Origin of the sequence: Calothrix sp. CCY 0018, from assembly GCF_963920925.1 — a bacterium.
Lineage (GTDB): Bacteria > Cyanobacteriota > Cyanobacteriia > Cyanobacteriales > Nostocaceae > Rivularia.
The window spans coordinates 1-23,840 of the sequence record NZ_CAWUDI010000078.1 but is presented as its reverse complement, the minus strand read 5'-3'; the positions used below and the strand labels follow the sequence as shown (position 1 = coordinate 23,840).

Genomic DNA, 23,840 nt, shown 5'->3' with positions numbered 1-23,840 from the left:
AAGGGGACAAGGGGACAAGGGGACAAGGGGACAAGGGGACAAGGGGACAAGGGGACAAGGAGAATTTTAACCTTTAACCTTGGTAACTGAAAATAATTATTCTTTGTTTTTTATTATGGATTCACATTAATAATCCCTTGAAAAATAATCTTTCCGTTCGTCAATTGTAAGTCTTGAATTTCCACGTCGGAACCCAAGTCAAAATACTCGCCATCGCTACTTTCAAACAGAGTTTTTGTATTGCTTGTAACAGTTAGAGGTGCGATGCGTAATTCATGGGGACTGAGTAAGTTTAATCCCATACAAATATCTAATGGTTGAGAATTGTTTTCTTCATCCATGATGGCGGTGATTACAAGGGAAGATTCGTTAATTTTTACTTTTTCCCAACTAATTGACTTGGAATTAGGTCGCAATTCTGGTAAAAGTTTAAACAGAACATCATTTAAAGCAGTTGATAATAATCTACTAGACAAAGAAGCTGATAAGTCTTCTTCCCGTTGACTTAATTCGCCGATTACTGGTACTTTTTCTAACAATCGTAGCTGTTGTCCTTTGATAACAGAACCGATATTAATGCGAATATTTTTTGCAACTAAATCAACTTTTGATAAATGAAGACCTTGATAAACTGCACTTTTAGCAACAATTGAGACACTGGGTATGCATCCAGAAATCAGTTGGCGATCGCCTGCTTGAATATCAAGCTGAAGTTGGTCTATATCGCTAACTTGTGTTCTTAACCACAATTTAATCGCTTTAGTCAAAACATTTGTGATTAATCTAAACTTATTTTTTTTGTGCATTTGAGAGCTATAAATGTAGTCAGGGTAACTGTAAACGGATAAGCAAAGAAGCAAATACTAACTGTATCAAAACAGCTTTTCATTTACAAAACATCAATACTATATTCTTATTTAGATATGAACTGATGGGATATCAGTAAAAATACATGGGGGTTAGGTTACAAAAAGTTCTGTCACAATGGGGAATTGCCTCACGCCGTCAAGCAGAAGAATTGATTAAGCTTGAACGGGTGATGGTAAATGGTGTATTGGCGCACTTAGGGCAGAAAGTAAATCCTGACACGGATACTATTTCCGTTGATGGTAAAAACATTTCTGAAAAAAAGCGTCCGATTTCTACCTATTTGTTAATTAATAAACCACGGGGAGTTGTTTCCACGTGTTACGATCCTCAAGCAAGACCAACTGTGTTAGATTTATTACCAGAAGAGTTGCGCTTTGGTAAGGGTATCCACCCAGTTGGTCGTTTAGATGCAGACTCTACGGGAGCATTGATATTAACGAATGATGGGGATTTGACATTTAAGTTGACACATCCCCGTCATAACATTTCTAAGACTTATCGCGTTTTGGTTAAAGGGCATCCACCAGAAGAAACGTTACAGATGTGGCGGAATGGTGTTTTTTTAGACAAAAGAAAAACGCGAGCGGCGAAAGTGCAGCTAGTAGAATGTAGGGCTGGAAAAAGCTGTTTAGAAATAGTTCTCAAGGAGGGAAGAAACCGCCAAATTCGCCGTGTAGCCGAACAACTAGGTTATCCGGTGCTTGAATTGCATCGTACCGCTATCGGTTCTATAAAACTACAATTACCCAAAAAAGAATCCAAAAAAGAATATTTATCACCGGCTAGTTTTCGCTACCTAACAGAGGACGAAATTCTCTATTTGCACAAAGAGTTCCAGGAAATCCCTATTAATGATTCAGTTGGCCCAAGGAGCGCAGAAAAAGATGAAGTGGTTTAAAAGGAAGGATTCAGAAAAAGCAACTCCCCCAACTTCTATAGAAGAACAAAGAGCCGAAAAGTTGGCACAATTGGGGGCACAGCTAAAAGCTACACGCGAACAATATGACTTTACGGTGGAAGATGTGGTTGCCTATACCAAAATTCCCCGACGGCAGGTAGTAGGAATAGAAGAAGGTAACTTTGATGATTTACCAGAACCAGTTTACATTCAGGGTTTAATCAGACAGTATGCCCATGCAATAGGCTACAACGGAGCAGAATTTGCCAGTAAATTTCCTATAGGTACGAGCAGAGTAGTTCTCAAACCAGTTTGGAAAAATCCTTCATTCTTTAAACTGCGTCCCATTTATTTTTACCTATTATATGTATTGTTAACTGCGGGTTCTGTGAGTGGTTTATCGGCTTGGTTGAATGGTGCAACAATCATTGGCAGCGAGACTAAACCTGCTGTGAAGTCAAATAACATTGCTCGCGAAAACAAACCGATTCCAAGTAAACCAGAATCAGTTACTCAAACCAACAGCTTTTCTAAAAATCAAAAAGAAGTTCAAGTTGGAGTTACCTTAAAAGAATCATCTTGGATTCAGGTAACAGCCGACGGTAAAACAACTTTTGAAGGAACCTTAGAAGAAGGAAGCAAGCGTACCTGGACAGCACAAAAAGAACTCACCGTCAAAGCAGGAAACGCTGGAGGAGTTTTAGTCAGCGTCAATCAACAGGAAGCCAAAAAAATGGGTCAACCCGGAAAAGTTGAACAGCTTAGAGTCGCTTTGAATTAAGTTAGGAGTTATGAGTTAGGAGTTAGGAGTTGAAGAAAGTATTTATCTCCCCATCTCCCTATCTCCCTATCTCCCCATCTCAACCAACTGGCGATCGCCCGAAAAATTCCACGAAATCCTTCATCCGTTGGGACAATTCGGGATTCATCGCTTCATGTCGATAGCGCCATTCCCAGTTACCTTCTCCTTGACTAGGAATATTCATTCGAGCATTAGAACCCAATCCCAAAATGTCTTGTAAGGGGAAAATAGCGACATTTGCAACCGAACCCATCGCCAAGCGAATCAAATCCCAATGCACTCCATCGGGACTTATATTACCTAGATAGAAATTTAAGTTGCGTTTTTCATCATCGTTGGCTTTTTCATACCAACCAACGGTAGTATCGTTATCGTGAGTTCCCGTATAAATTACACAATTCTGTTCTTGGACATTGAAAGGTAAATAAGGATTGCTAGCATCTCCACCGAAAGCAAACTGCAAAACCTTCATACCGGGAAATTCAAACTTATCTCGTAACGCTTCCACATCTGGGGTAATGGTTCCCAAGTCTTCTGCTAATACAGGTAGAGTACCAAGTTCCTTTTTAATAGTTTCAAACAACTCATCTCCGGGAGCCTTTAACCATTCTCCATTGATTGCAGTTTCTTCACCCAAAGGTACTGCCCAATAAGCTTCAAATCCCCGGAAATGGTCGATACGAATAATATCTACATAATCGAGCATCGCTTCAAAACGCTGTACCCACCACTTAAACTTTTGCTTTTCCAACTGCTTCCAATCGTAAACTGGATTACCCCACAATTGACCAGTAGCGCTAAAGTAATCTGGCGGTACACCAGCCATTAACGAAGCTTCACCAGTATCTTTATCCAAAGAAAAATTCTCAGGATTTCCCCAAACATCGGCGCTATCATGAGCTACATAAATCGGAATATCGCCAATAATCTTAACGCCGCAATCGTTAGCGTATTTCCTCAAATTCGACCATTGACTATAAAATTCAAACTGAAGAAACTTGTGGTAAAATACTTGATCTTCTAAATCTTTTTTTGCCTTTTCTATCGCTTTGGGTTTGCGTTTAGCGATATCTTCATCCCAACTATTCCAGTTTGCGCCTCCACCACTATCCTTAAGCGCCATAAATAAACTATAATCATCCAGCCAATAAGCTTTATTAACGCAAAATTGTTCAAATGCTTGCTGCTGTTCCTTTATCTGATTAGCTTTAAAATTAGAGCAAGCTTTTTTTAACAAAGGAATTTTAGTTGACTCTACCAACTGATAATCCACATTATCCAAAGGAAATTCGGGTACGTTAGCAAAATCATCATCGATGAGTAAACCGCGATCGCGCAACTTCTCCAGGCTAATCAACAGCGGATTACCCGCCAAAGCCGAATAGCACATATAAGGAGAATTACCAAAACCAGTCGGGCCTAAAGGTAAAATTTGCCAATAGTGCTGATAACTATCTTTGAGAAAATCAATAAAACGGTAAGCTTCATCGCCTAAATCGCCAATACCAAAGCGACCCGGAAAACTAGTAGGATGAAGTAGAATACCGCTGCTTCTAGGAAAAGACATAAATTATCCTGACTATAAAAAAAGCATATCCAATCGAATCTATCACAATGTTAGTTGTTGGGAATAGGGCATTGGACATTGGGCATGGGGAATTGGTAATGGGTAATTGGTAATGGGGAGTTAGCTATTTTCTAAAGATATAATCCAAAATCTGTCTTGGAAAGTTTTGGGGGAAGAACATCTACACCCCAAACTTTCCGCAAAATCCAAAATCTAAAATTTTATGACTTACCGAAATCCGGCTCCTACAGTAGATATCATCATCGAGTTAATTGATAAACCACATCGACCAATAGTATTAATCGAACGTGATCACGAACCATTCGGTTGGGCTATTCCTGGTGGTTTTGTCGATTATGGGGAAGCTGTGGAGACGGCAGCAAAAAGGGAAGCTTTGGAAGAAATCGGTTTAGAAGTAGAGTTAATCGAACAGTTTCACGTATATTCCGATCCCAAACGGGATTCACGCAAGCATACAATTAGCATTGTGTTTATTGCGACTGCCAAAGGAGAGCCGAAAGGGGGAGATGATGCCAAAGATGCAGCAATTTTTGAGTCTTGGAACGTACCCCGTAATTTATGTTTTGACCACGATGAGATTTTGCGAGATTATTGGCGATATCGGCATTATGGGATACGTCCCAGGATTTAGGATTTTAGATTTTCGATTGTTGAAAAATAGAATGTAGGGTGTGTTATGGCAGGAGAAAAATTTGAGTTGTAACGAGATATGTATGTTTCACCACATTAATTCTGCTGGATAAATCATTGTTGGTAGTAGCGCTTCAGCGCCGGGCGGAATCCGCCCGGCGCTGAAGCGCTACTACGAACTATCAAATTATGTCGTCAATGACGAGTCACTCAGAAGCCTACACTTACTCGAAGAGAAGTGTGGGTACGTCACGAATGTAAATCTGAGAGGATTGGATTTTCAAGGTACAGATTTAACCAATGCGAATATTTACGGCGCTACATTTGAAAATGCAGAGCTAACTGGTGCGATAATGCCAGATGGGGAAATCTATCAAGCACAGATAGAACCCCACCAATTAGGAGCTGAATCTCAGGTGGTATCTATGACTCGTAAAGTTATTAAAACTGATAATGCACCCGCACCCGTAGGACCTTACAATCAAGCTGTGATGGCTTCGGGGCAAATGCTTTTCGTTGCCGGACAAATTGCGATCGATCCAAGAGCGGGTAATGTTGTCTACACTGACGACGTGACGAAACAAACGGAACGGGTAATGACTAATTTAGAAGCTATTTTAACGGAAGCTGGCGCTACATTTGAAAATGTTGTAAAAACTACCGTATTTTTAAAAAACATGGGTGATTTTGCTGCGGTGAATGCAGTTTATGCAAAATACTTTGATGAAGCAACCGCTCCCGCACGGGCTTGTGTTGAGGTTTCTCGTTTACCAAAAGATGTTTTGGTGGAAATTGAATGTATAGCGATGGTTTAGGATTTAATGTAAATAAATGTTGCTTTTAGAACATAAAATAATAGCCGTACTTTTCCGAAATAGGTCGATTTAGAGTTGATTCTATAATCAAGTAGATTTGGCGAATAAATTTTGAGGTGGGCTTTGCTCGCCTTTTTTTTGAATTATTCGCAACTTTGCTTTAACCAAGTAAAGCGAAATGTCGTACCTCGATTTAGTTGCGATTCTAATTGGATTTTTCCGCCTTCGGTTTCAATAATCTTTTTAACAATAGGTAAACCAATTCCGGTACTATAACTTTTGTGATTAGATTCAAGTGTTTGAAAGATACCAAAAATTGTATCGTGAAATTCGGGGGCAATTCCGGGGCCATCATCAGTGACGCTAAATTCATAGAATGTTTCTAAATCTTGAACTGAAATTTTTATTTTTCCATCGCAACGATGATGATGCTTGATTGCATTACTAATTAGGTTAGTAAATACCTGTTGTAAAAGTATTTTTCTACCTTTCAAAGTAGGCATCATTCGACTAATAGCTATTAAGATTATTTATTGATAATATCTTTTTCCTCTGTTCCCCGTTCCCTTTAGTATTGAGAGCAAAAGATTGGATTTACCCGAAGTATTTAATCCATAGACATTATCCGCATGGGTGTATATAAGAAAAAAGTAATTTTACAAACCGCGATACAAATTGAAAAACCCGGTTTTTTGTCAAAACCGGGTTTATGAGTATTGTTATATCAATTCTGAAATTCCGAAAATTATTGTTTAATTATCATTCTCTTTTAGTTGAAATTATCATCTTCTGTCGCTGGTGTTTCTGACTCAGAAGGTGCTTCTTCTACAAACCCAGAAGGTGATTCTTCTGTATTCTCCGAAGGTGTTTCTTCTGTATCTTGAGAAGGTGCTTCCGGAGTAAATTCAAATTCTAGATTCTCTGAGGGTTGTTCCGTTTGATTATTACTAGGAATAACAACTTCCGATCCGGGAGCAACTTCAACTGTTGTTTCTGCTGTTTCTGGCTGCTTTTTGTTCTTAGATGAAATAATTTCTTGCATCAACTCTTCAATTACTTCGGTTTGCTCAACATTACCTTGCTTGCGATATTGTTTATGAGCGCGTTGAAGAACTTGCTGTGCTTTCTTATATTCCCCTTGCTTGTAGAAAGCTACTCCCAATTTGTAATAAGCAGAAGGATTATCTGGAACCTTACGAATAGCTTGAATAAAAGTCTCAATTGCTTCAGGAGTTTGCCCTCTAGCTGCTAATAAATTACCTAAATTATTGTATGCTGCAACATTTTTAGGACTTAACTGCAAAACTTCGCGATAGGCAGAGATAGCTTTACCTGAATCACCTTGTTCTTGCAAAGCCAAACCTAAATTAAAATAAGCATCTGCATTATTTTTGTCGAGATTAATTGATTGCTGATAAGCAGCGATCGCTTCTTCGTTTTGCCCTTGTTGATATAGTGCCAAACCCAAATTATAATTTGCATTAGCCATTGTTGGCTCAACTACCAACGCTTGACGATAAGCCGTAATTGCAGCTTCATTTTGCCCTTGTTTATGCAGCGCTAAACCCAAATTATAGTAAGCGTCAGCCAAATTAGGATTGAGACGAATCGCTTCCCCATACTCCTGTACCGCTGCATCCAAACGATTTTGCTTTAAAAAGATATTGCCTAAATAATTCCGTGCCGAGCCAAGATTAGAATCGCGATTCAAAGCAGCTCGTAAAGCCAATTCAGCAGCTTGTAAATCACCGCTGTTGTAGCGCATCACCCCTTGTTGAAACAAACCAGCAGCTTCCAAATCTTGAGTCACAGGAGCTTGTTGTGCCCAAACTTTATTTGCAGGTAACTCAGCAATAGTTAACCCAACAAACGTAGCACAGGAGCAAAATAGTAAAGGAATAGAAGCGCGAATAACACGCTTAATTTTTGGCTGAACATTTAAAAATTTTTGAGACATTCTCGGCTTTCCCCGCACTTATGATTAGATGCTATTTAAGTTAGAATGCCCAAGGTGAGGGGGAAAATTAAGGTTTTGCAGATAAATTTTCGGGAGAGGGGGAGAGGGGGGATGGGGAGATGGGGAGATGGGGAAATAATTACCAATGCCCTATGCCCCATGCCCATTGATAACTGTTCACTGCTCACTGTTAACAGCTTCGGGCAATATCAACATCGCATCACCAAAGGAATAAAAGCGATATTGAGATGCAATTGCTTCTTGGTATATATTTAATAGTCTTTCTCTGCCAATTAATGCGCTGACTAACATTAATAAACTTGAGCGTGGTAAATGAAAGTTGGTAATCAAACCTTGTACAACTTTCCACTGATAACCCGGATATATAAATAAGTTGGTTTCGCCGCAAAATGGCTGTAATTCTCCTTCTCCGGCTTTAGCGGCTCCTTCTAATGCTCTTACAGCCGTTGTTCCTACAGCAATTATTCTTCCACCTTTGGCTTTAGTTTCGCGGATTTGCTCTACTGTTTCTGCTGGTACTTCAATCCACTCCCCATGCATTTCATGAGTTGTTACATCTTCTACTTCTACAGGGCGAAAAGTTCCGACTCCGACGTGTAAGGTGACGAAAGCTCGATTAATCCCGGTTTCTTGCAGCTTTTCTAATAGCTCAGGGGTAAAATGCAATCCCGCTGTAGGTGCTGCGACTGCTCCGGGATTTTCGGCGTAAACCGTTTGATATTGCTGGCTTTCGGCTTCACTGGCTGTAATGTAAGGCGGTAAAGGTACTTCACCAAATACTTCTAATAGCTGTATCAACGACATTCCCGGAGGTACATCAAATTGCAGTAACCTTCCTCCGGTAGCTTCGTCTGTCTCTAAAACAGTAGCTACTAATTCCTTAACTACTTCTAAACTATCTTTCTTGGCTTCAAAAACTATCTCGCTACCTTTTTTAAACCGCTTTCCCGGTTTCACCAAAGCCAACCAACAATTTTGCTGTTTTTCTTCCAACAATAAAACTTCTACCGTAGCTCCCGTAGATTTACGTCCGTAAAGTCTCGCTGGTATGACTTTTGTATCATTCATCACTAACAAATCTCCCGGATGAAGAATTACTGATAAGTCTCGAAAAAATTGATGCGAAGGTATCTTATTTATACCAGTGTCCAGAGAATCTACTACCAATAATCTCGAACTATCTCTGGGAACAACGGGGTTTTGAGCAATCAGTTCGGGAGGTAAATTGTAGTCATACCCATTTAGAGTACGGTCTAAATTGATATCGGTGTTATCTAGATTTGAAGAGTAAGAACTGCTATCGGAGTCAGTTTGCGAGTTGGAAGGATTCGATTTTCCGATGTCCGGTATTTGCTGCATTCCCATTAGAATTTGATAATTAAAAAAATATCGATTATAGTTGATAAAAGAAATCTAGACTATTAACCCTAAGTAAGATTGAGCATATTACATCAGCACGAAATTTAAGTAATACGCAAAATCTACAATAAAAATTGGGTAAACCTCCCCATCGAAAAACGGGGGCTTTTACCCTACCGGATGCATGGGTCTATATATCAATAATAGAGATGTAGAATTGGCTTTGATCCCAAGCACCAACATGGAATACTTGTATTACCTGGCGAATGCCAGTTTAACTTTAAGGGTAGTTCAATATTTGCATGGTAGACCCCGGATACCTGTTTCTTTCATTACCGTAATTCATCAGATAGATGGTTGGGTAGTTAGAGTTAAGCTCGATTATCCGATTAGCAATAATGAAGATGGGGATATTCGCGCTTTCTTGAACGAATTAGGAATTCGTTACGAACCTCCAATGCGGGTGCAAATGGCCCTATGGAGTTTAGAAGCGCAACAAAATCCGGTTGAGGTTATGCGTCGCTATCAAGTGGCGATTGTTTCTCACGGCAGCCCCGATAAAGAAGAAATTGAAGCATTCCGTCAACAATTTGTTAGAGGATTGGGTTACTGTCCAGAAACCCTGGCGTGATAATTACTGCTATCTCTTGATATGACAATTGAATAGTTATTAATTGATAGTCAGTAATTAATGTTTTTATATATCACTAATATTGCTAATTGTCAATTAAATATTCAAATGCTGCTCGAATGTATTCTTGTAACGTTAAATAGTATCCCGATGCTGATAAACTCGCTACTGCATTTGCCTTAGTGATTTTTCTCTGACAGCAAACAATTGCTACGTCAAATCGACAGGGATAATCCGCTTTTTCAGGATATTTTGCCAGAAACATCGCAGCAGTGCGACAAACTTTAACTTGCTTTGGAAGTGCGATCGCCATTCTTCCACCAGCATCCCAGTTACCCGGAGAGCGGGTTTTGACTTCGACGAATACTAGTATCATCGTGCCCAAATCATCTTTCCTTTGGGCAATAATATCAATTTCTCCCCAGCGACAGTGCCAGCGACGATGTAAAATTACCCAACCAGTAGATTCCAGCCATTGAGTTACTAAGTCTTCACCTAATGTACCGATATCGGGATAATCTGAGGAAGGATGGTTTGCCATGAGCAGTTAAGTTATCATGATTTTTACTAAAAGCAATTGGATAATTGTCAGTATAGTTAGTTTATTGTTTTGGGGAATGGCTTGTATCTTGCCATCAAGTCTAACTCCCCAAGCTTTTGCACTGGATTACAACAAAGAAATATTAATCGAAGCTGATTTCTCCAATCAAGATTTAACCGATTCGAGTTTTACCAAAGCAAATCTTCGCGATAGCAACTTTAGCAATTCTAATTTGCAAGGTGTAAGATTTTTTGCGACTAATTTGGAGTCAGCTAATTTGACAAATGCGAATCTGAGATTTGCAACTTTAGATTCCGCACGTTTAGTCAAAGCAGATTTAACGAATGCAGTCTTAGAAGGTGCGTTTGCATCTAACGCTAGATTCGACGGTGCAATTATTGATGGTGCTGATTTCACCGATGTGTTGTTACGACGTGACGAACAAGATAAATTGTGTAAATTAGCCAAAGGTACCAATCCGACGACAGGAAGGGATACCCGCGATACTTTGTTTTGTAGTTAAATAGGTTCGTAGTTGCGCTTTAGCGCTTCATACCAATATTTTGGGGTAAACACGCACCTTTAAATTTTGCTTACTTACAAGGAAAGTAGGGTGTGTTGTCGCAAAGCGCAACGCACCGTTTAATTTTGCGTTTATACAACATAATGGTGCGTTAGCCGCGAAACAAACATATTTTGTAATAATTAAACTTACCGTCGCGCCGTAACACACCCTACAAAATCCTAACTCTTAAAACTCTCCCACATTAAAACATCGCTGTTTATCTAATTCGCTGAGTCGTTGTTTTTCAGCCATAAAAGCTTGAAAATAGGATTGCCATTGTTTCGGTTGAGTTTCTGAATCAGTTCTTTCCCAAAGTTCGCGAAAATGACGGTAGCGTTTTTCGCGTAATACTCTTTCCATACCCAAAGTTGCTCTTAAAATAACTTGGGGAGTACGAATTATTTGTTTTTGCGCTGTTTCATTTAAATGGAATAAATGCGATATCATTTCCATTTGTTCAGGAAATTCTAAATATCTATCTTGCAAAGTAGAAATTAATTCTGCTGTTGAATTATTTTCCGATATATCTAAAATTTGCTGCCATAAAAATCTGTGGTGGGATAAACTAAATTGTAAATCTTTTTCTTCTAAAGTATCGCCAATTGATTTGCGGTATTCTGGAGAATGTAAATAAATTAATAATAATAAACCTTCTGATTTTTCCAACAAGCTATGTTCTGTTTTAACAATTGGATTGAGAACATTAACAGAACTATCTTCTTGATGATTATGATAGCTATTTGAAGATGGAGAGGTATAGTTTTTTTTATAGCTTTTATTTTGAAAATTTCCTCCCCACTGCTTATTAGTTGAGGGAGAAATTTGGGTTAATAGATTTTCTGCTCGTAACGAAATTAGTTGAGAATCTCCCAAACTTAACACTTCTGCACAGCGAGAAACATAAAAACTGCGCGTATCGCTATTATCTATATTCTTTAATAACTTAACCATTTGCTGACAGACTTTTTGAAAATCTGTAGCTTGTTTCAAATCGGCATTTTTAGTAATTTGTTCTATTTGCCAATCCAACCACAAAGGTGCTTTTGCTAATAATTGCTGATAATCTTCTGAAGTATTTTTAAATAAATATTCGTCGGCATCCTTTCCATCGGGAATATTGAGAATTTTTAGCTGAACTTCACCTTTATAAGCTAAATCAGCAACTTGACCAATTGCTCTTTCTGCGGCAATAGTCCCAGCTTTATCGGCATCAAAATTGAGAATCAACTGCTTGGAATCGCTGTAACGCATAGCCAATCGTACTTGTTCAATACTTAAAGCAGTACCCAAAGAAGCTACTACATTATTAATTCCCACAGCATGGAGGGCTATAACATCAAAATATCCCTCAACTACCACAGCTTGGTCAAATTCAGAAATACCATCTTTGGCTTTATCCAATCCGAATAACGTTTTACCCTTGCTAAAAACTTCCGTTTCCGGTGAATTCAAATATTTAGGTTTATCTTCCCCTAAAGTTCTACCACCAAAACCAATTACCTTTCCTGCAATATCGTGAATGGGAATCATTAAACGGTTGCGAAAAGCATCATAATGACCCCTACCTTCCGAACGAGGTTTAATTAAGCCAGCCTTTTCTAATAACTGTACCGGATAACCTTTATCTCCCACCAAATAACTATACAAAATATCCCAACCAACCGGAGCATAACCTAATTGAAACTCCTTAATAGTTTCATCTTTTAGTTTACGCTGTTGCTGAAGATATAGTAGCGCAGCTTCCCCATTTGATTGCCATAAAGCGTGTTGATAAAAACGCGAAGCCACTTCAAGTATTTCGTATACTTGATTGCGTTCAGATATTTTGCGCTGTAATTCCTGTCGCTGCTCTGGCTCTAAAGTTTGTACGGGAACTTGATAGCGTCTAGCTAAATCTAATACAACTTCAGCAAAAGAACGCTTTTCCAACTCCATGACGAACTTGAAAACATTCCCCCCAGCTAGACAGCCAAAACAGTGATACATCTGCTTGCTAGGGCTGACACTGAAACTGGGAGTTTTTTCATTATGGAAAGGACACAACCCTACAAAATCTTTACCACGCTTGCGTAAAACAACTCGTTCCGAAATCACATCAACAATATCGGCTCGTAGTTTCACTTCATCAATCGTATCTTGGTGCAAGCGAGGGATTTGCATAACTAGTAGTTAGTGGTTAGTTGTTAGTTGTTAGTTGTTAGGAGTTGTAAATAATTAATTCTCCTTGTCTCCCCATCCCCCCATCCCCAATCCCCACATCTAACATTTTCGCTTGGATAAATATTATATGCTTGTCGTCAGTACCGAAAATGTTGTAAACAATCTTTTACGATAACTTTTATTCAGAGGAAATACTGACGATGGGACGTATTTTTATTTCGGCGGGGCACGGAGGTAAAGAAGCTGGTGGTATCGATCCGGGTTCTATTGCAGGAGGCACGACTGAAGCTAAGGAAATGATTTTCCTCCGGGATTTAATTTTAACGGAATTAAGGGCGCGTGGGTTTGAAGTTCTTTCGGTTCCGGATTCTTTGAGCGCGAGAGCAAGCATTGAATGGATAAATTCCCGCGCTCGTCGTAATGATGTAGCTGTGGAAATTCACGCGGATTCCGCTGCTAGCCCTGCTGTAAACGGCGCTAGCGTCTACTATATTGCCAATAACGAAGTACGTAAAGGCAATGCTGAAATGCTGTTGATGGGGCTTTTACGTAGAGTCCCGCAAATAAATAGTCGGGGAGTGAAGCCGGATACTTCAACTGGTATGGGACGATTGATGTTTACTCGGGAAGTGGCGATCGCCTCTCTTTTAATGCAGGTGATTTTCTTAAGCAGCCCGGAAGATCGTAATTTATTACAAAACCGTCGTCGGGAATTTGCGGTGGGAATCGCCGATGGAATTACAGCTTGGGCGCGGGCGATCGATCCAGGTTCACCTAGCCCCAGCCCTACTCCTACTCCTACTCCTACCCCCGCACCAGAACCAATTTATCCCTCAGTCAACATCAAAATAAACGGGCAAACTTATGCAGAACAAGGAATAGTAGTTAACGGTAATGCTTATATTCCCATAGATTTAGTAGATAGATTAAGAATTGATTTATCAAAAGCCCCTAACGTGCGTCGTATTAGCTACCGCAGAGTAGTTTATGTCAAAGCAATAGAATTACGAGAATTTAATGTATCAATTGGTTGGGATGCTGCGACTCGCACCGTAGTTTTACGTTCAAATTTGGCAATTTGTCCCGGTCAAATTACTCAAATAATGTCTCGCGGGACAACTTCGGAAGTACAGTTACAAATATTTTTAAGAGATAACAATCAAGACGCTTTAGTTAAATTTCCAGATATACCAAAACTGTATCGAGAAGAAGCAGCAATTGAAGGAGTAAATCACGATATTGCTTTTTGTCAAATGTGTTTAGAAACCGGATTTTTACGTTTTGGTGATGATATTAAACCTCAACAAAACAACTTTGCCGGATTAGCAACTATTGGTGGTGGAAACGAAATCGCGACATTTCCTAGCGCCAGAATTGGAGTTCGCGCTCATATTCAGCATTTGAAAGCTTACGCGAGTTTGGAACCTTTAGCGCAGGAAGTTGTAGATCCGAGATTTCGATTTGTGACAAGGGGAATAGCGCCATTGGTGACGGATTTGTCGGGGAGATGGGAGGCAGATTTGCAGTATGGGGAGAAAATTGTCGCCTTGGTGAAGCGGTTGTATGAATCTGCGGGGTTGTTGTAAGACAGTTATAAATAATAGTTACAATAAGTGGTATCATTACTTGGTTGCACAGATAATTATGGAACGAGAAGCTATAACAATCCGTTTTCCAGCTAACTTGCTTACCAAAGCTAGAAGCTTAAAGCAAGAAAGTGAATCTTTGAATGATTTAGTAGTTGTAGCCTTAGAAACTTTTTTGCGACAGCGTAAAGCCTTAGCAGCACATCAGAGAATTGTTGCTCGAAGTGAAGCTGTCAAAGCCAAAACCGGAGTACAACCAGCTTCTACAGAGATAATTCGTAGCTTGAGAGAAGGTAAAGTAAGTAGGTTGGGTTAGACACGACAACAAATTGTCTGGCTAAAAAATTCATGTCAATCGTGTCGTAACCCAACATTATATCTGTGGATAAACGATATTTTTTTAGATTTAAGATGTTGCGATATATCGATAATTAAATGTTGGGTTACGGCAGTATACGCGCAATACTTCGTCTAAATTATTATCTTCAAAGAAGGTAGGTTGGGTTAGACACGACAACAAATTATGTAGGTAAAAAATTCATGTTAATCGTGTCGTAACCCAACATTACGACTGTGGATAAACGATATGAAATTAGATTTATAATATTTCAATATATCGATAATAAATGTTGGTTGGGTTATGGCACTATAAGCACTTTGCTCGTTTAAAATCATTATCTTCAAAATGCCGTGAAGCCAACCTACCAAGTATAATTTTTTTCCTTGAAGGCATTAGGAAGAAAATTTATCTGCCGCAAGCTTGCACTAACAAAATATCCGGGTCAATTCTAGCTTCACCAAAGAAGGTAGGTTGGGTTAGACACGACAACAAATTATGTAGGTAAAAAATTAATGTTAATCGTGTCGTAACCCAACATTATATCTGTGGATAAACGATATTTTTTTAGATTTAAGATGTTGCGATATATCGATAATTAAATGTTGGGTTACGGCAGTATAGACGCAATACTTCGTTCCGTTTATCACTACTCCGTCCTAACTAAGGTACCACCCACAGCAAAGACGGCGTTAAATCCTATTCTTTCAGTAAGTAGGTTGGGTTAGACACGACAACAAATTGTGTGGGTTAAAAAATCTATATTAATCGTGTCGTAACCCAACATTACGACTGTAGATAAACGATGTGAAATTAAATTTATAATATTTCAATAATAAATGTTGGGTTACGGCACTATAAGCACTTTACTTGTTTAAAATTATTATCTTCAAAGTGCCGTGAAGCCAACCTACTAACTCTGGATAATTCTACTGCCAAGATTAATATGCAGTTTTATCCGACTGATGCTTAAAAGATTAGCGGCTGCTTAAATAGATCCCAAATGGATTCTATATGTAATCTCCTGTTCCTTCTGATTACAAGTAAGTACAGTAAATCCACAGTTATTTTTTGTTATGTGGCGAAATTAAGATTGCAGTAAAGAGCCATACTAAGCGCAATCTAATGACAAAACAAGCAAGCGACATATTCCTCTACGAGGATTTTGAATATGATTTACTCGATTATGACGGCAAAGGTTTAATAAATCCGCGTGATTTTGGCATGGAACCAGAATTCGTTGAAACTGACTGTTACGCAGGTTTTATTTCAAATTACGAAATAACCAAAGATGGTTTATTCCTAACTGAAATGCAAATAGCCAACACAATTAACAAATATTCAACAATACAAGGAATTAAGCCAAAGCCTCTCGGAGAAAGAAGTAGCTATGTTGTTTATCAACAATTAAGACTTTTTACTCCGTACACCGGAATTATCCAAGCAGGTAGACGCTACACCGAACGAGAGAAAGAACTATGTAAATTGCTGCATCGAAGCATCAAAGAGTATAAGGAAGTCACAGAATTTACTTTTGACGAAGGGATGCCTACTTACGGCAAATCAACAAGAGATGACGGATTGGTGTCCAGCTTCGACTTTTTCGATTCCATAGACCAAGAATTTGAATATCTCAAAAATTCTACGAAGCTATTAGAGCGGTAGCTACGTTTTTCAAGACGGAAGGTGCTTTTGTTTACGAGATTACTTTTTTATCCGCTAATCATACATTTCACCAAAGAAAAAAGACGTTGCACTGCAACGTCTCTACATTGCCAAGGTTGGCGGCTTACCTTGGGCTTGCCATTTACCAAATGCCTGTTGTATTAAGGCTTTAACCTGGGTTGGCTCAAAGTCACCGACTAAGGCGATCGTGGTGGTATCCGGTCGGTAGTGTTGCTGGTAAAATCCAACTACATCTTCATGGGTAATACTCTTGAGGCTTTCAGATGTGGGAAAGCTGTGAAACGGATGATTGGACGGGTAAATTGCCTGCTGAAACTCTCGTCTTCCCAACGCACTGGGGTCATCTAGCTGGACTTTTAAACTCGTCAATTCTCGCTGACGGCTTAATTCCAACTGGTCGGCAGGGAAAGTAGCATTTTGTACTACATCCGCCAAGGTTTGTACAAGTACAGGTAAATCCGCCGATAGTCCTTGAGCGCCAATGCTGACTCCTTCGCGGCTAGCTCCGAAACCCAGACTGGCTCCTTTGTCTTCTAACTTTTTCGCTAAAGTCAATGCATTTTCGGTCTTGGTACCGTTCATCAAGTTGTCGGCTGTGAGACTTGCTAAACCGGCTTTTTGATTGCTGTCAAATTCGTTACCAGCGTCAATTTGTCCGCTGATGTTAATTGTAGGAACGCTTTTATCGGGTAACAGCAAGACTTTCATCCCATTTTTAAGGGTAAACTGTTCCGGTAACGGTTGTTTGCTGTCAGCGGTGGCTGATGTGGCTGGGGGTAAATATTTTGCCAGTTCGGCTGGATCTACTGGTTTACCGGGGCTAAAGTTCTCCACAGTGCGACCCGATCCAGCAGTGGAATTCGCCGCATCACTGGTTTGAGTTGGCTCGAAGTAACCGATAGTTTGTTTGTCAGGACTAAGGTAGGTTTTGGCGACTCGCTGCACGTCGGCGGCTGTAACTTTAGCTACCCCTGCTAAATAATTTTCAATATAGCGATAATCTCCGGTGGTAGTTTGAGCGTATCCCAATTGCGATGCTTGAGAGGTGATATCTTGATTTCCCAATACAAAGGAGGCTGCAAGCTGAGTTTTGGCTCGCTGCAATTCTTCTGATGTAACTGGTTTTTGTTGGATTTGGGTTAGCGATCGCCCTAATGTTTGGGCAACTTTAGTTAGTTCTTGACCTGGAGCCGCCGTTGCGTTAATTTCGTACCAGCCCGGTTCGATCATTTCTACGGGACTTGCACTCACCGAGCTAGCCAATCCGGATTCGACTAAAGCTTGGTAAAACCGCGAACTTCGACCACCCGTAAGAATTGCATCCATGACATCAATTGCGGGCACATCGGGATTTTTGGCATCTGGCAGGGGATATACTGCTTGCAGCAATGCCGCACTTCCCGGTTGTTTCAGGACAATGGGTGTTTTATCTTTAGTATTAGTAAGATTCGCTGCTGTTGATTTAGATTTTGAGCGCAATTGAATTGCTTCTCAATTTCTTGATACTCCGTTGCAATATTTTCCAAGATAGGAGTTTCAACCGTAATCTCGGAAAAATCAACTCTAAAATTAGCCATCTCTCTTTTTATTTCTTTCCTCAGCGCTCTCTGCGCCTAGTAAGGTTTTTTTTAATCGGTAATCTTCATAGTAAAAGAGTGCGTTAGGAAAAATACCCATAACGCACCCTACAGCTGTAGAGACGCGATATATCGCGTCTCTACAAATTACGAACTAAAACTTCACCTCATCAATCCCCAATGTCTTAACCAAAAAAGCCCATTTATCCGCAACTTCTTCAATAATCTTCGCGGTAGGTTTACCGGCTCCATGTCCAGCTTTTGTTTCAATTCTTATTAATACTGGTGCATCACCATCGTGGGCTGTTTGCAATGCTGCGGCGAATTTGAAACTGTGTGCGGGCACTACTCTATCATCATGATCTGCTGTGGTTATCAATGTTGCCGGATAAGCTGTACCTGGTTTCAAGTTATGCAAAGGTGAATAAGCATAAAGCGTTTTGAATTCTTCGGGATTTTCCGAGGAGCCGTATTCGGGAACCCATGCCCAACCAATGGTAAATTTATGGAAGCGCAACATATCTAAAACCCCTACTGCTGGTAAGGCTGCACCGAATAAATCTGGACGCTGTGTCATGCAGGCACCAACTAACAATCCGCCATTACTACCTCCGGCGATCGCCAACTTTTCAGTCTTCGTATACTTGTTGTCTATCAACCATTCTGCCGCTGCGATAAAGTCATCAAAGACGTTTTGTTTTTTATCTTTGATTCCCGCTTGATGCCATTCTTCGCCGTATTCACCACCACCACGTATATTCGCGACTACATAAACTCCACCCATTTCCATCCATATCAAGCTGCTAACTGAGAAACTTGGAGTTAAGGAGACGTTGAAACCGCCGTAACCGTAAAGGTATGTGGGGTTATTTCCGTCTAATTTAATTCCCTTTTTATGGACGATAAACATTGGCACTTGAGTACCGTCTTTACTTTTGTAAAATATTTGTTTAGTTTCGTAATTATCGGCGTTAAAATCTACTTTTGGTTCGCGAAAAACGGTACTTTTACCAGTCACCAGATCGTAACGGTAAATAGTTCCGGGTGTAGTATAGCTAGTGAATATATAAAATGTTTCGGTATCGGCTTTTTTCCCTTCAAAACCACCTACGGAACCAATACCTGGTAATTCTACTTCTCGGACAAATACACCTTTCAAGTCATAAATTTTGATTTGACTGCGAGCATCTTTGAGATATTCGGCAACAAATTGATTGTTAAGAGTACCGACGCTTTCTAAAGTTTCTTCATTTTGAGGAATTATTTCTTGCCAATTTTTAGACTCTGGTTTTTTTATGTCAATGGCAATAACTCTGCCTCTTGGTGCATTTAGATCGGTTTGAAAATACAAGATATTATCATCATTATCAATCAAACTGTAAGACGATTCAAATTTATCGATTAATTCGACAACTTTACTCTTAGAATCAGTTAAATCTTTGTAAAACACTAAGTTTTTAGAATCAGTTCCCAACCAAACCGAAATAATTAAATAATTCCCATCTTCGGTAACGCTGCCGTTAAATCCCCATTCTTTCTCGTCGGAACGTTCGTAAACTAAAGTATCTTCTGATTGAGGTTGACCTAATTGGTGATAATAAAGTTTTTGATAGTAATTAACGTCTTCTAACTTTGTTTTTTCGTTTGGTGCATCGTAACCACTGTAGAAAAAACCTTTGCTATCATTTGTCCAAGAAGCACCAGAAAATTTAATCCACTTCAAATTATCTTCTAAATCTTCACCCGTTTCAATATTTCTTACCTTCCATTCTTGCCAATCAGAACCAGCAATTGATATGCCATAAGCTAAATATTTCCCATCATCGCTGACAGATATACCTGAAAGTGCAACGGTACCATCTTCTGAAAGTTTATTAGGATCTAGTAAAACTCTTGGTTCGTCTTCAAGATTTTTAAGAGTATATAAAACACTTTGATTTTGTAAACCGTCATTCTTAAAATAAAAATAGCGATCGCCCTCTTGATAAGGAACGCCATATTTTTCATAATCCCATAATTTGGTCAGACGTTTTTTTATATCGTCTCTAGCGGGGATTTGCTCCAAGAAACCAAAAGTAACTTTATTTTGCGCTTCTACCCAAGCTTTAGTTTCCTCAGAATCTGGATTTTCTAACCAGCGGTAATAATCTGCAACTTCAGTACCGTGGTAATTATCAATTTGTTCGCCTTTACGAGTTGCTGGATAGTTAATTTTTTCAGTACTCATGTGTTTTTGGGAAGAAGGTACATTTACATGGTACAAAAATGTACAAAGAAGAACAGTTGTCAAGAAAATAACCAAAAATTTAGGTAGAGGCTTAAACAGTTTGTCCATTCAGAAGTTGCGTTAAATTTCAAGCACGCATAAGGTACGTTAAGTTTCATAACGTTTCTCAATGATATACATAAGAGTCAATTTTGACTATTTTTGGTGTTTTTTGCACAAATCTCAATAATTAATTTTGTGGGATTGGGGAGTAGGGAACGGGGAACAGGGAATGGATTGGTAGGTTGGGTTAGGCGTATCGTTTAATTTCATTAAAATTATAGTCATTTGTACTTAAATATGTTCTATATTAAATTGGAACAAAGATGCTATGACTTAATTTTGAACGGGTGAAAGTCCTGACGCACAACCGCTTAAACAGTTTTACTGATAGTCAGGGGCGTAAATTAAACTCAGATTAACGAGCTTTTCAAAAAACTCTTTGGTTCAACATTCCTATCGGAAAAAAGTAGTCCCCAATGCTTATGGTTGAGGGGATAGAGGGGGCGTAGTTCTCCCAGTAAGGATCAATCCTTACAAATAGGTTTTAATATAAAACTTACAACTATAAGCAGTTAATAAATAAGAACAAAATTTATATTGCGCCGTAACCCAACATCTTCATCTGAACGAGAATATTTTTATCGATTCAAAATGGTGGTGTTGGGTTACGACAAGATAAATGAAGATTCTCGTTGCAATCTTGAGGCAGGTTTTCTTGTCTAACCCAACCTACTAATAAAACCACTAACCACTAACCACCAGCACTAGCAACTAACTTCTCACCTTTTAACATCCTCACGGCAGCTTCAAGTAAGGCTTCTTCTAAATACGGCTTGGTAAAGTAACCGCTTGCACCTAGTTGAATTGCCATTTGTCTGTGTTTGTCGGCACCACGGGAAGTCAGCATAGCTATAGGTAAATCGTTTAAATCGGGGTTTTTCTGGATGCGCGATAGCAATTCTAAACCGTCACAACGGGGCATTTCGATGTCGCAAAATACGATGTCGCAAGGTAAACCGGAACGCAATTTATCCCAGGCTTCCTGTCCGTCGCGGGCTTGTTCTACGCGATAACCTGCTTTACTAAAGGTGAGGGAAAGCAACTCGCGGACTGTAATTGAGTCATCAACGATAAGTACTGTGGGGTCAATTTTCGCTTCAGCGGGTTCTACGGGTGTAAATGTATCTTTTTGCTCCCAAAGACTGACGCTACTTTGTCTGGATGTACGTCCCTCGAAGATATCAATTAATTCTAATACGTCAACGATTGGCATGATTCGACCATCACCAAGCACGGTAGCACCTGCTACACCGATGGGTTTAGGTGCGGGACCTTCAAATTGTTTAATTACGATTTCTTGTTCGCTTAAAACTTGGTCAATTTGTAGGGCAATCATAGTATTTCCCGAACGTACTATAATTACAGACACCATATCATCATCTCTGTTACCGCCATAAACGTTACCGCGACTCAGCAAACGGTTAAAGGTTAATAACTCCGAGAGAGGACGGAAAGGTAGTTTTGTGTCGCGCCAGAATATATACTTTTTACCATCTTTACCTTCCACAATATCTTTAACTGGCATATCCAGAGTATCTTCCACACCATCCATAGAGAAAGCAATTCTGGCTTTATCCGAGACGCAAGATAAAGCTTTACAAATACTCAATGTTAGCGGTAAGCGGATAGTAAATGTAGTTCCCTTACCCAAGCTAGAATCCGTAGTAATCGTTCCTCGGATTTCACTGATAGAAGTTTGCACTACGTCCATTCCGACACCGCGCCCTGCTAGTTGATCGGCTTCATCTTTTGTACTAAAACCGGAATGGAATAACAGTTCGTAGACTTCCATTCGAGACATCATGTTTGCTTCTTCCTGCGTAATCAAACCGACCTTGACTGCTTTATTTTTAACCTTCTGGGCATCAATACCAGCACCGTCATCGCTTACAGAAATAATAGTTTGATTACCTTGGTGAAAAGCCCGAATTTTAATTGTTCCTTGGGGAGGTTTGCTTCTTGATTCTCTTTCTTCGGGAGTTTCAATACCGTGAGCGATCGCATTATTGAGTATATGAGTCAATGGATCGGTTAAGTGTTGAAGAATCATTTTATCGATTAAAGTATCTTGCCCTTCAATAACTAAATGCACTTGCTTACCGCACTTAATCGAATTATCCCGCACTCCTCGTTCCAAACGAGTTGTTACCTGAGAAAACGCTTCCATTCGCGATCGCGTTATTCCTTCTTGCAGTTGTGAAGTTACCTGACGGAATTGACGCGCAACTCGTTCGTTGTCTTCTACAACAAAGTCAATATCGCTAGCTGATTCTCTTACCCTTACAATCAATTCAATCATTTCTTGGGACAGAGTATGGAAAGGGGTAAATCTATCCATTTCCAATTCGCTGAAACCCATATCAGAAATGGAATTAGAGGTTGAGCCAGAACTAGAAAAGTTAAATCCGCTATCTTTACGACTCGCTAATAAAGATGCTTCCAATAACGAACGCTCGTATAGCTCCTGCATTCTGGCACCTACATCGGAAAGATTTTGTACTTGATGAAGCAGGTTATCAAGGGATTGGCGCATCCGTTCTTGATCTTGTTCCAAGGTGTTACGATTTACCACCAATTCCCCAACCAAGTTACTCAAATTATCCAGATGTTTCACCGGAACCCGCATCAACTGTTCGCCTTTGGTGCTACGAGTTGTCTTGGGAAAAGTTGTTTTTGCCGTGTTTTTACGAGGTATTGATGTATTAGCTTGTTCTAATAGTTTTTCTAAATCGCCGAATTCATCACCTATGCTTGGCTCAGCTTCAACATTTACTGGCGCGGGTGTATCGCTTGCTGCTTCTTGGGAATCATTGGGAATAAGTAAATCTTTTAAAGCTGCAAATTCGTCATCTGCTACGAAATCATTATCTGCTTGTGTTTGTTCATCTCCTAACAAAAATTCTAATTGGGAAAAATCATCTAATATTTCTTCAGATTGCTGCTGCAATTCGTTTTCGGGAACTTGCTCTTTTGCTTGAGAAACAAAAGGTAAAAATGTGATTTCTTCTTCTTTAGATGTTGCTTGTAAACTAATTTCTTCATCTAAAGCAATATCTTGAGCAAACAAATCATCAATTAATTGCGCTTGGAAATTAGCCGTTACATCTTCTAAATCTTCTGGTAAATCGCGAATAGTTGCGCTTTCTTCTGCTATAAATTCTGGCTCAATAGATTGTAGAAATTGAGAATCATCGGTAGAATCAATATCTAAAGTTTCTTGTGCAAAAGGATTTTCTGAGATTTCAAATTCGGAATTATCTGATTCAGCAGAAACCGCAAATAAATCTTCTTCTACAGCTTCTGATGGTGATTCTTGCTCAGAATCATCTGAAGTTAATTCGGGTAAATTATCTTGTTCGGAAGAAATTGTGAATAAATCATCTTCTTCACATTCTACAAATTCTTGCTCGGAATCATCTGAAGTTAATTCTGCTAAATTATCTTGTTCGGAAGAAATCGTAAATAAATCATCTTCTTCAGATTCTACA

Annotated in this window: 17 protein-coding genes and 2 pseudogenes; 9 read left to right on the top strand and 10 right to left on the bottom strand. The window is 39.4% G+C overall.

Going from position 1 to position 23,840, the window contains the following annotated elements; all coding sequences use genetic code 11:
• Nucleotides 1–113 precede the first annotated feature (113 nt).
• Complete coding sequence (locus ACM03V_RS33155) at nt 114–806, bottom strand: DUF2993 domain-containing protein (protein ID WP_414625068.1); 693 nt, start codon at nt 804–806, stop codon at nt 114–116.
• 146 nt (nt 807–952) lie between these two features.
• On the opposite strand from ACM03V_RS33155, the gene ACM03V_RS33150 reads away from it, so the two are divergent.
• Nucleotides 953–1,768 carry a pseudouridine synthase gene (locus ACM03V_RS33150; RefSeq protein ID WP_414625067.1) on the top strand — a complete coding sequence of 272 codons (816 nt, stop codon included), beginning with the start codon at nt 953–955 and terminating at the stop codon, nt 1,766–1,768.
• Complete coding sequence (locus tag ACM03V_RS33145) at nt 1,722–2,549, top strand: helix-turn-helix domain-containing protein (protein WP_414625066.1); 828 nt, start codon at nt 1,722–1,724, stop codon at nt 2,547–2,549. Before ACM03V_RS33150 ends, ACM03V_RS33145 begins: the two co-directional genes overlap by 47 nt.
• Nucleotides 2,550–2,628: 79 nt before the next feature.
• Here ACM03V_RS33145 and malQ read toward each other — a convergent pair whose 3' ends face one another.
• A complete protein-coding gene (malQ, locus tag ACM03V_RS33140; RefSeq protein ID WP_414625065.1) occupies nt 2,629–4,137 on the bottom strand; it encodes a 4-alpha-glucanotransferase in 1,509 nt (502 codons plus the stop codon).
• A gap of 223 nt (nt 4,138–4,360) precedes the next feature.
• Between malQ and ACM03V_RS33135 the strand changes: the two genes are divergently transcribed.
• Complete coding sequence (locus tag ACM03V_RS33135; RefSeq protein ID WP_414625064.1) at nt 4,361–4,789, top strand: NUDIX domain-containing protein; 429 nt, start codon at nt 4,361–4,363, stop codon at nt 4,787–4,789.
• A 259-nt stretch (nt 4,790–5,048) separates the two neighbouring features.
• A pseudogene (locus tag ACM03V_RS33130) lies at nt 5,049–5,603 on the top strand (Rid family detoxifying hydrolase); the annotation flags it as partial.
• 143 nt (nt 5,604–5,746) lie between these two features.
• On the opposite strand, the gene ACM03V_RS33125 reads toward ACM03V_RS33130, so the two are convergent.
• The 3 genes from ACM03V_RS33125 to queA all read right to left on the bottom strand — a co-directional run bounded on the left by ACM03V_RS33125 (nt 5,747) and on the right by queA (nt 8,940).
• Nucleotides 5,747–6,109, bottom strand: coding sequence for a sensor histidine kinase (locus tag ACM03V_RS33125; RefSeq protein ID WP_414625063.1), 363 nt, complete (start codon nt 6,107–6,109; stop codon nt 5,747–5,749).
• 263 nt (nt 6,110–6,372) lie between these two features.
• A complete protein-coding gene (locus tag ACM03V_RS33120) occupies nt 6,373–7,560 on the bottom strand; it encodes a tetratricopeptide repeat protein (protein ID WP_414625062.1) in 1,188 nt (395 codons plus the stop codon).
• Between the two features lie 177 nt (nt 7,561–7,737).
• On the bottom strand, nt 7,738–8,940 hold the full coding sequence (gene queA / locus ACM03V_RS33115) for a tRNA preQ1(34) S-adenosylmethionine ribosyltransferase-isomerase QueA (protein ID WP_414625061.1): 1,203 nt from the start codon (nt 8,938–8,940) through the stop codon (nt 7,738–7,740).
• Nucleotides 8,941–9,181: 241 nt separating this feature from the next.
• On the opposite strand from queA, the gene ACM03V_RS33110 reads away from it, so the two are divergent.
• Nucleotides 9,182–9,571, top strand: a complete 390-nt coding sequence (locus tag ACM03V_RS33110; protein WP_414625069.1) for a hypothetical protein — start codon at nt 9,182–9,184, stop codon at nt 9,569–9,571.
• Between the two features lie 85 nt (nt 9,572–9,656).
• Here the strand turns inward: ACM03V_RS33110 and ACM03V_RS33105 are convergent, their stop codons facing one another.
• The gene (locus ACM03V_RS33105) at nt 9,657–10,112 is read right to left on the bottom strand and encodes a YraN family protein (RefSeq protein WP_414625060.1); all 456 of its coding nucleotides are present in this window, start codon (nt 10,110–10,112) and stop codon (nt 9,657–9,659) included.
• A 16-nt stretch (nt 10,113–10,128) separates the two neighbouring features.
• Here ACM03V_RS33105 and ACM03V_RS33100 point away from each other — a divergent pair, with 16 nt between their 5' ends.
• A complete protein-coding gene (locus tag ACM03V_RS33100; RefSeq protein ID WP_414625059.1) occupies nt 10,129–10,635 on the top strand; it encodes a pentapeptide repeat-containing protein in 507 nt (168 codons plus the stop codon).
• Nucleotides 10,636–10,863: 228 nt separating this feature from the next.
• Here the strand turns inward: ACM03V_RS33100 and dnaG are convergent, their stop codons facing one another.
• On the bottom strand, nt 10,864–12,837 hold the full coding sequence (gene dnaG, locus ACM03V_RS33095) for a DNA primase (protein ID WP_414625058.1): 1,974 nt from the start codon (nt 12,835–12,837) through the stop codon (nt 10,864–10,866).
• A 200-nt stretch (nt 12,838–13,037) separates the two neighbouring features.
• Between dnaG and ACM03V_RS33090 the strand changes: the two genes are divergently transcribed.
• The 3 genes from ACM03V_RS33090 (at nt 13,038) to ACM03V_RS33080 (ending at nt 16,425) form a co-directional block, all read left to right on the top strand.
• Nucleotides 13,038–14,423, top strand: a complete 1,386-nt coding sequence (locus ACM03V_RS33090) for an N-acetylmuramoyl-L-alanine amidase (RefSeq protein ID WP_414625057.1) — start codon at nt 13,038–13,040, stop codon at nt 14,421–14,423.
• 58 nt (nt 14,424–14,481) lie between these two features.
• Nucleotides 14,482–14,739 carry a YlcI/YnfO family protein gene (locus tag ACM03V_RS33085; protein WP_414625056.1) on the top strand — a complete coding sequence of 86 codons (258 nt, stop codon included), beginning with the start codon at nt 14,482–14,484 and terminating at the stop codon, nt 14,737–14,739.
• 1,146 nt (nt 14,740–15,885) lie between these two features.
• Nucleotides 15,886–16,425, top strand: a complete 540-nt coding sequence (locus ACM03V_RS33080; RefSeq protein WP_414625055.1) for a hypothetical protein — start codon at nt 15,886–15,888, stop codon at nt 16,423–16,425.
• A 111-nt stretch (nt 16,426–16,536) separates the two neighbouring features.
• Here the strand turns inward: ACM03V_RS33080 and ACM03V_RS33075 are convergent.
• The 3 genes and pseudogenes from ACM03V_RS33075 to ACM03V_RS33065 all read right to left on the bottom strand — a co-directional run.
• A pseudogene (locus ACM03V_RS33075) lies at nt 16,537–17,880 on the bottom strand (M16 family metallopeptidase); the annotation flags it as partial.
• 297 nt (nt 17,881–18,177) lie between these two features.
• A complete protein-coding gene (locus tag ACM03V_RS33070; protein WP_414625054.1) occupies nt 18,178–20,250 on the bottom strand; it encodes a prolyl oligopeptidase family serine peptidase in 2,073 nt (690 codons plus the stop codon).
• Between the two features lie 793 nt (nt 20,251–21,043).
• A partial coding sequence (locus ACM03V_RS33065) for a response regulator (protein ID WP_414625053.1) occupies nt 21,044–23,840 on the bottom strand: 2,797 nt, incomplete at its 5' end.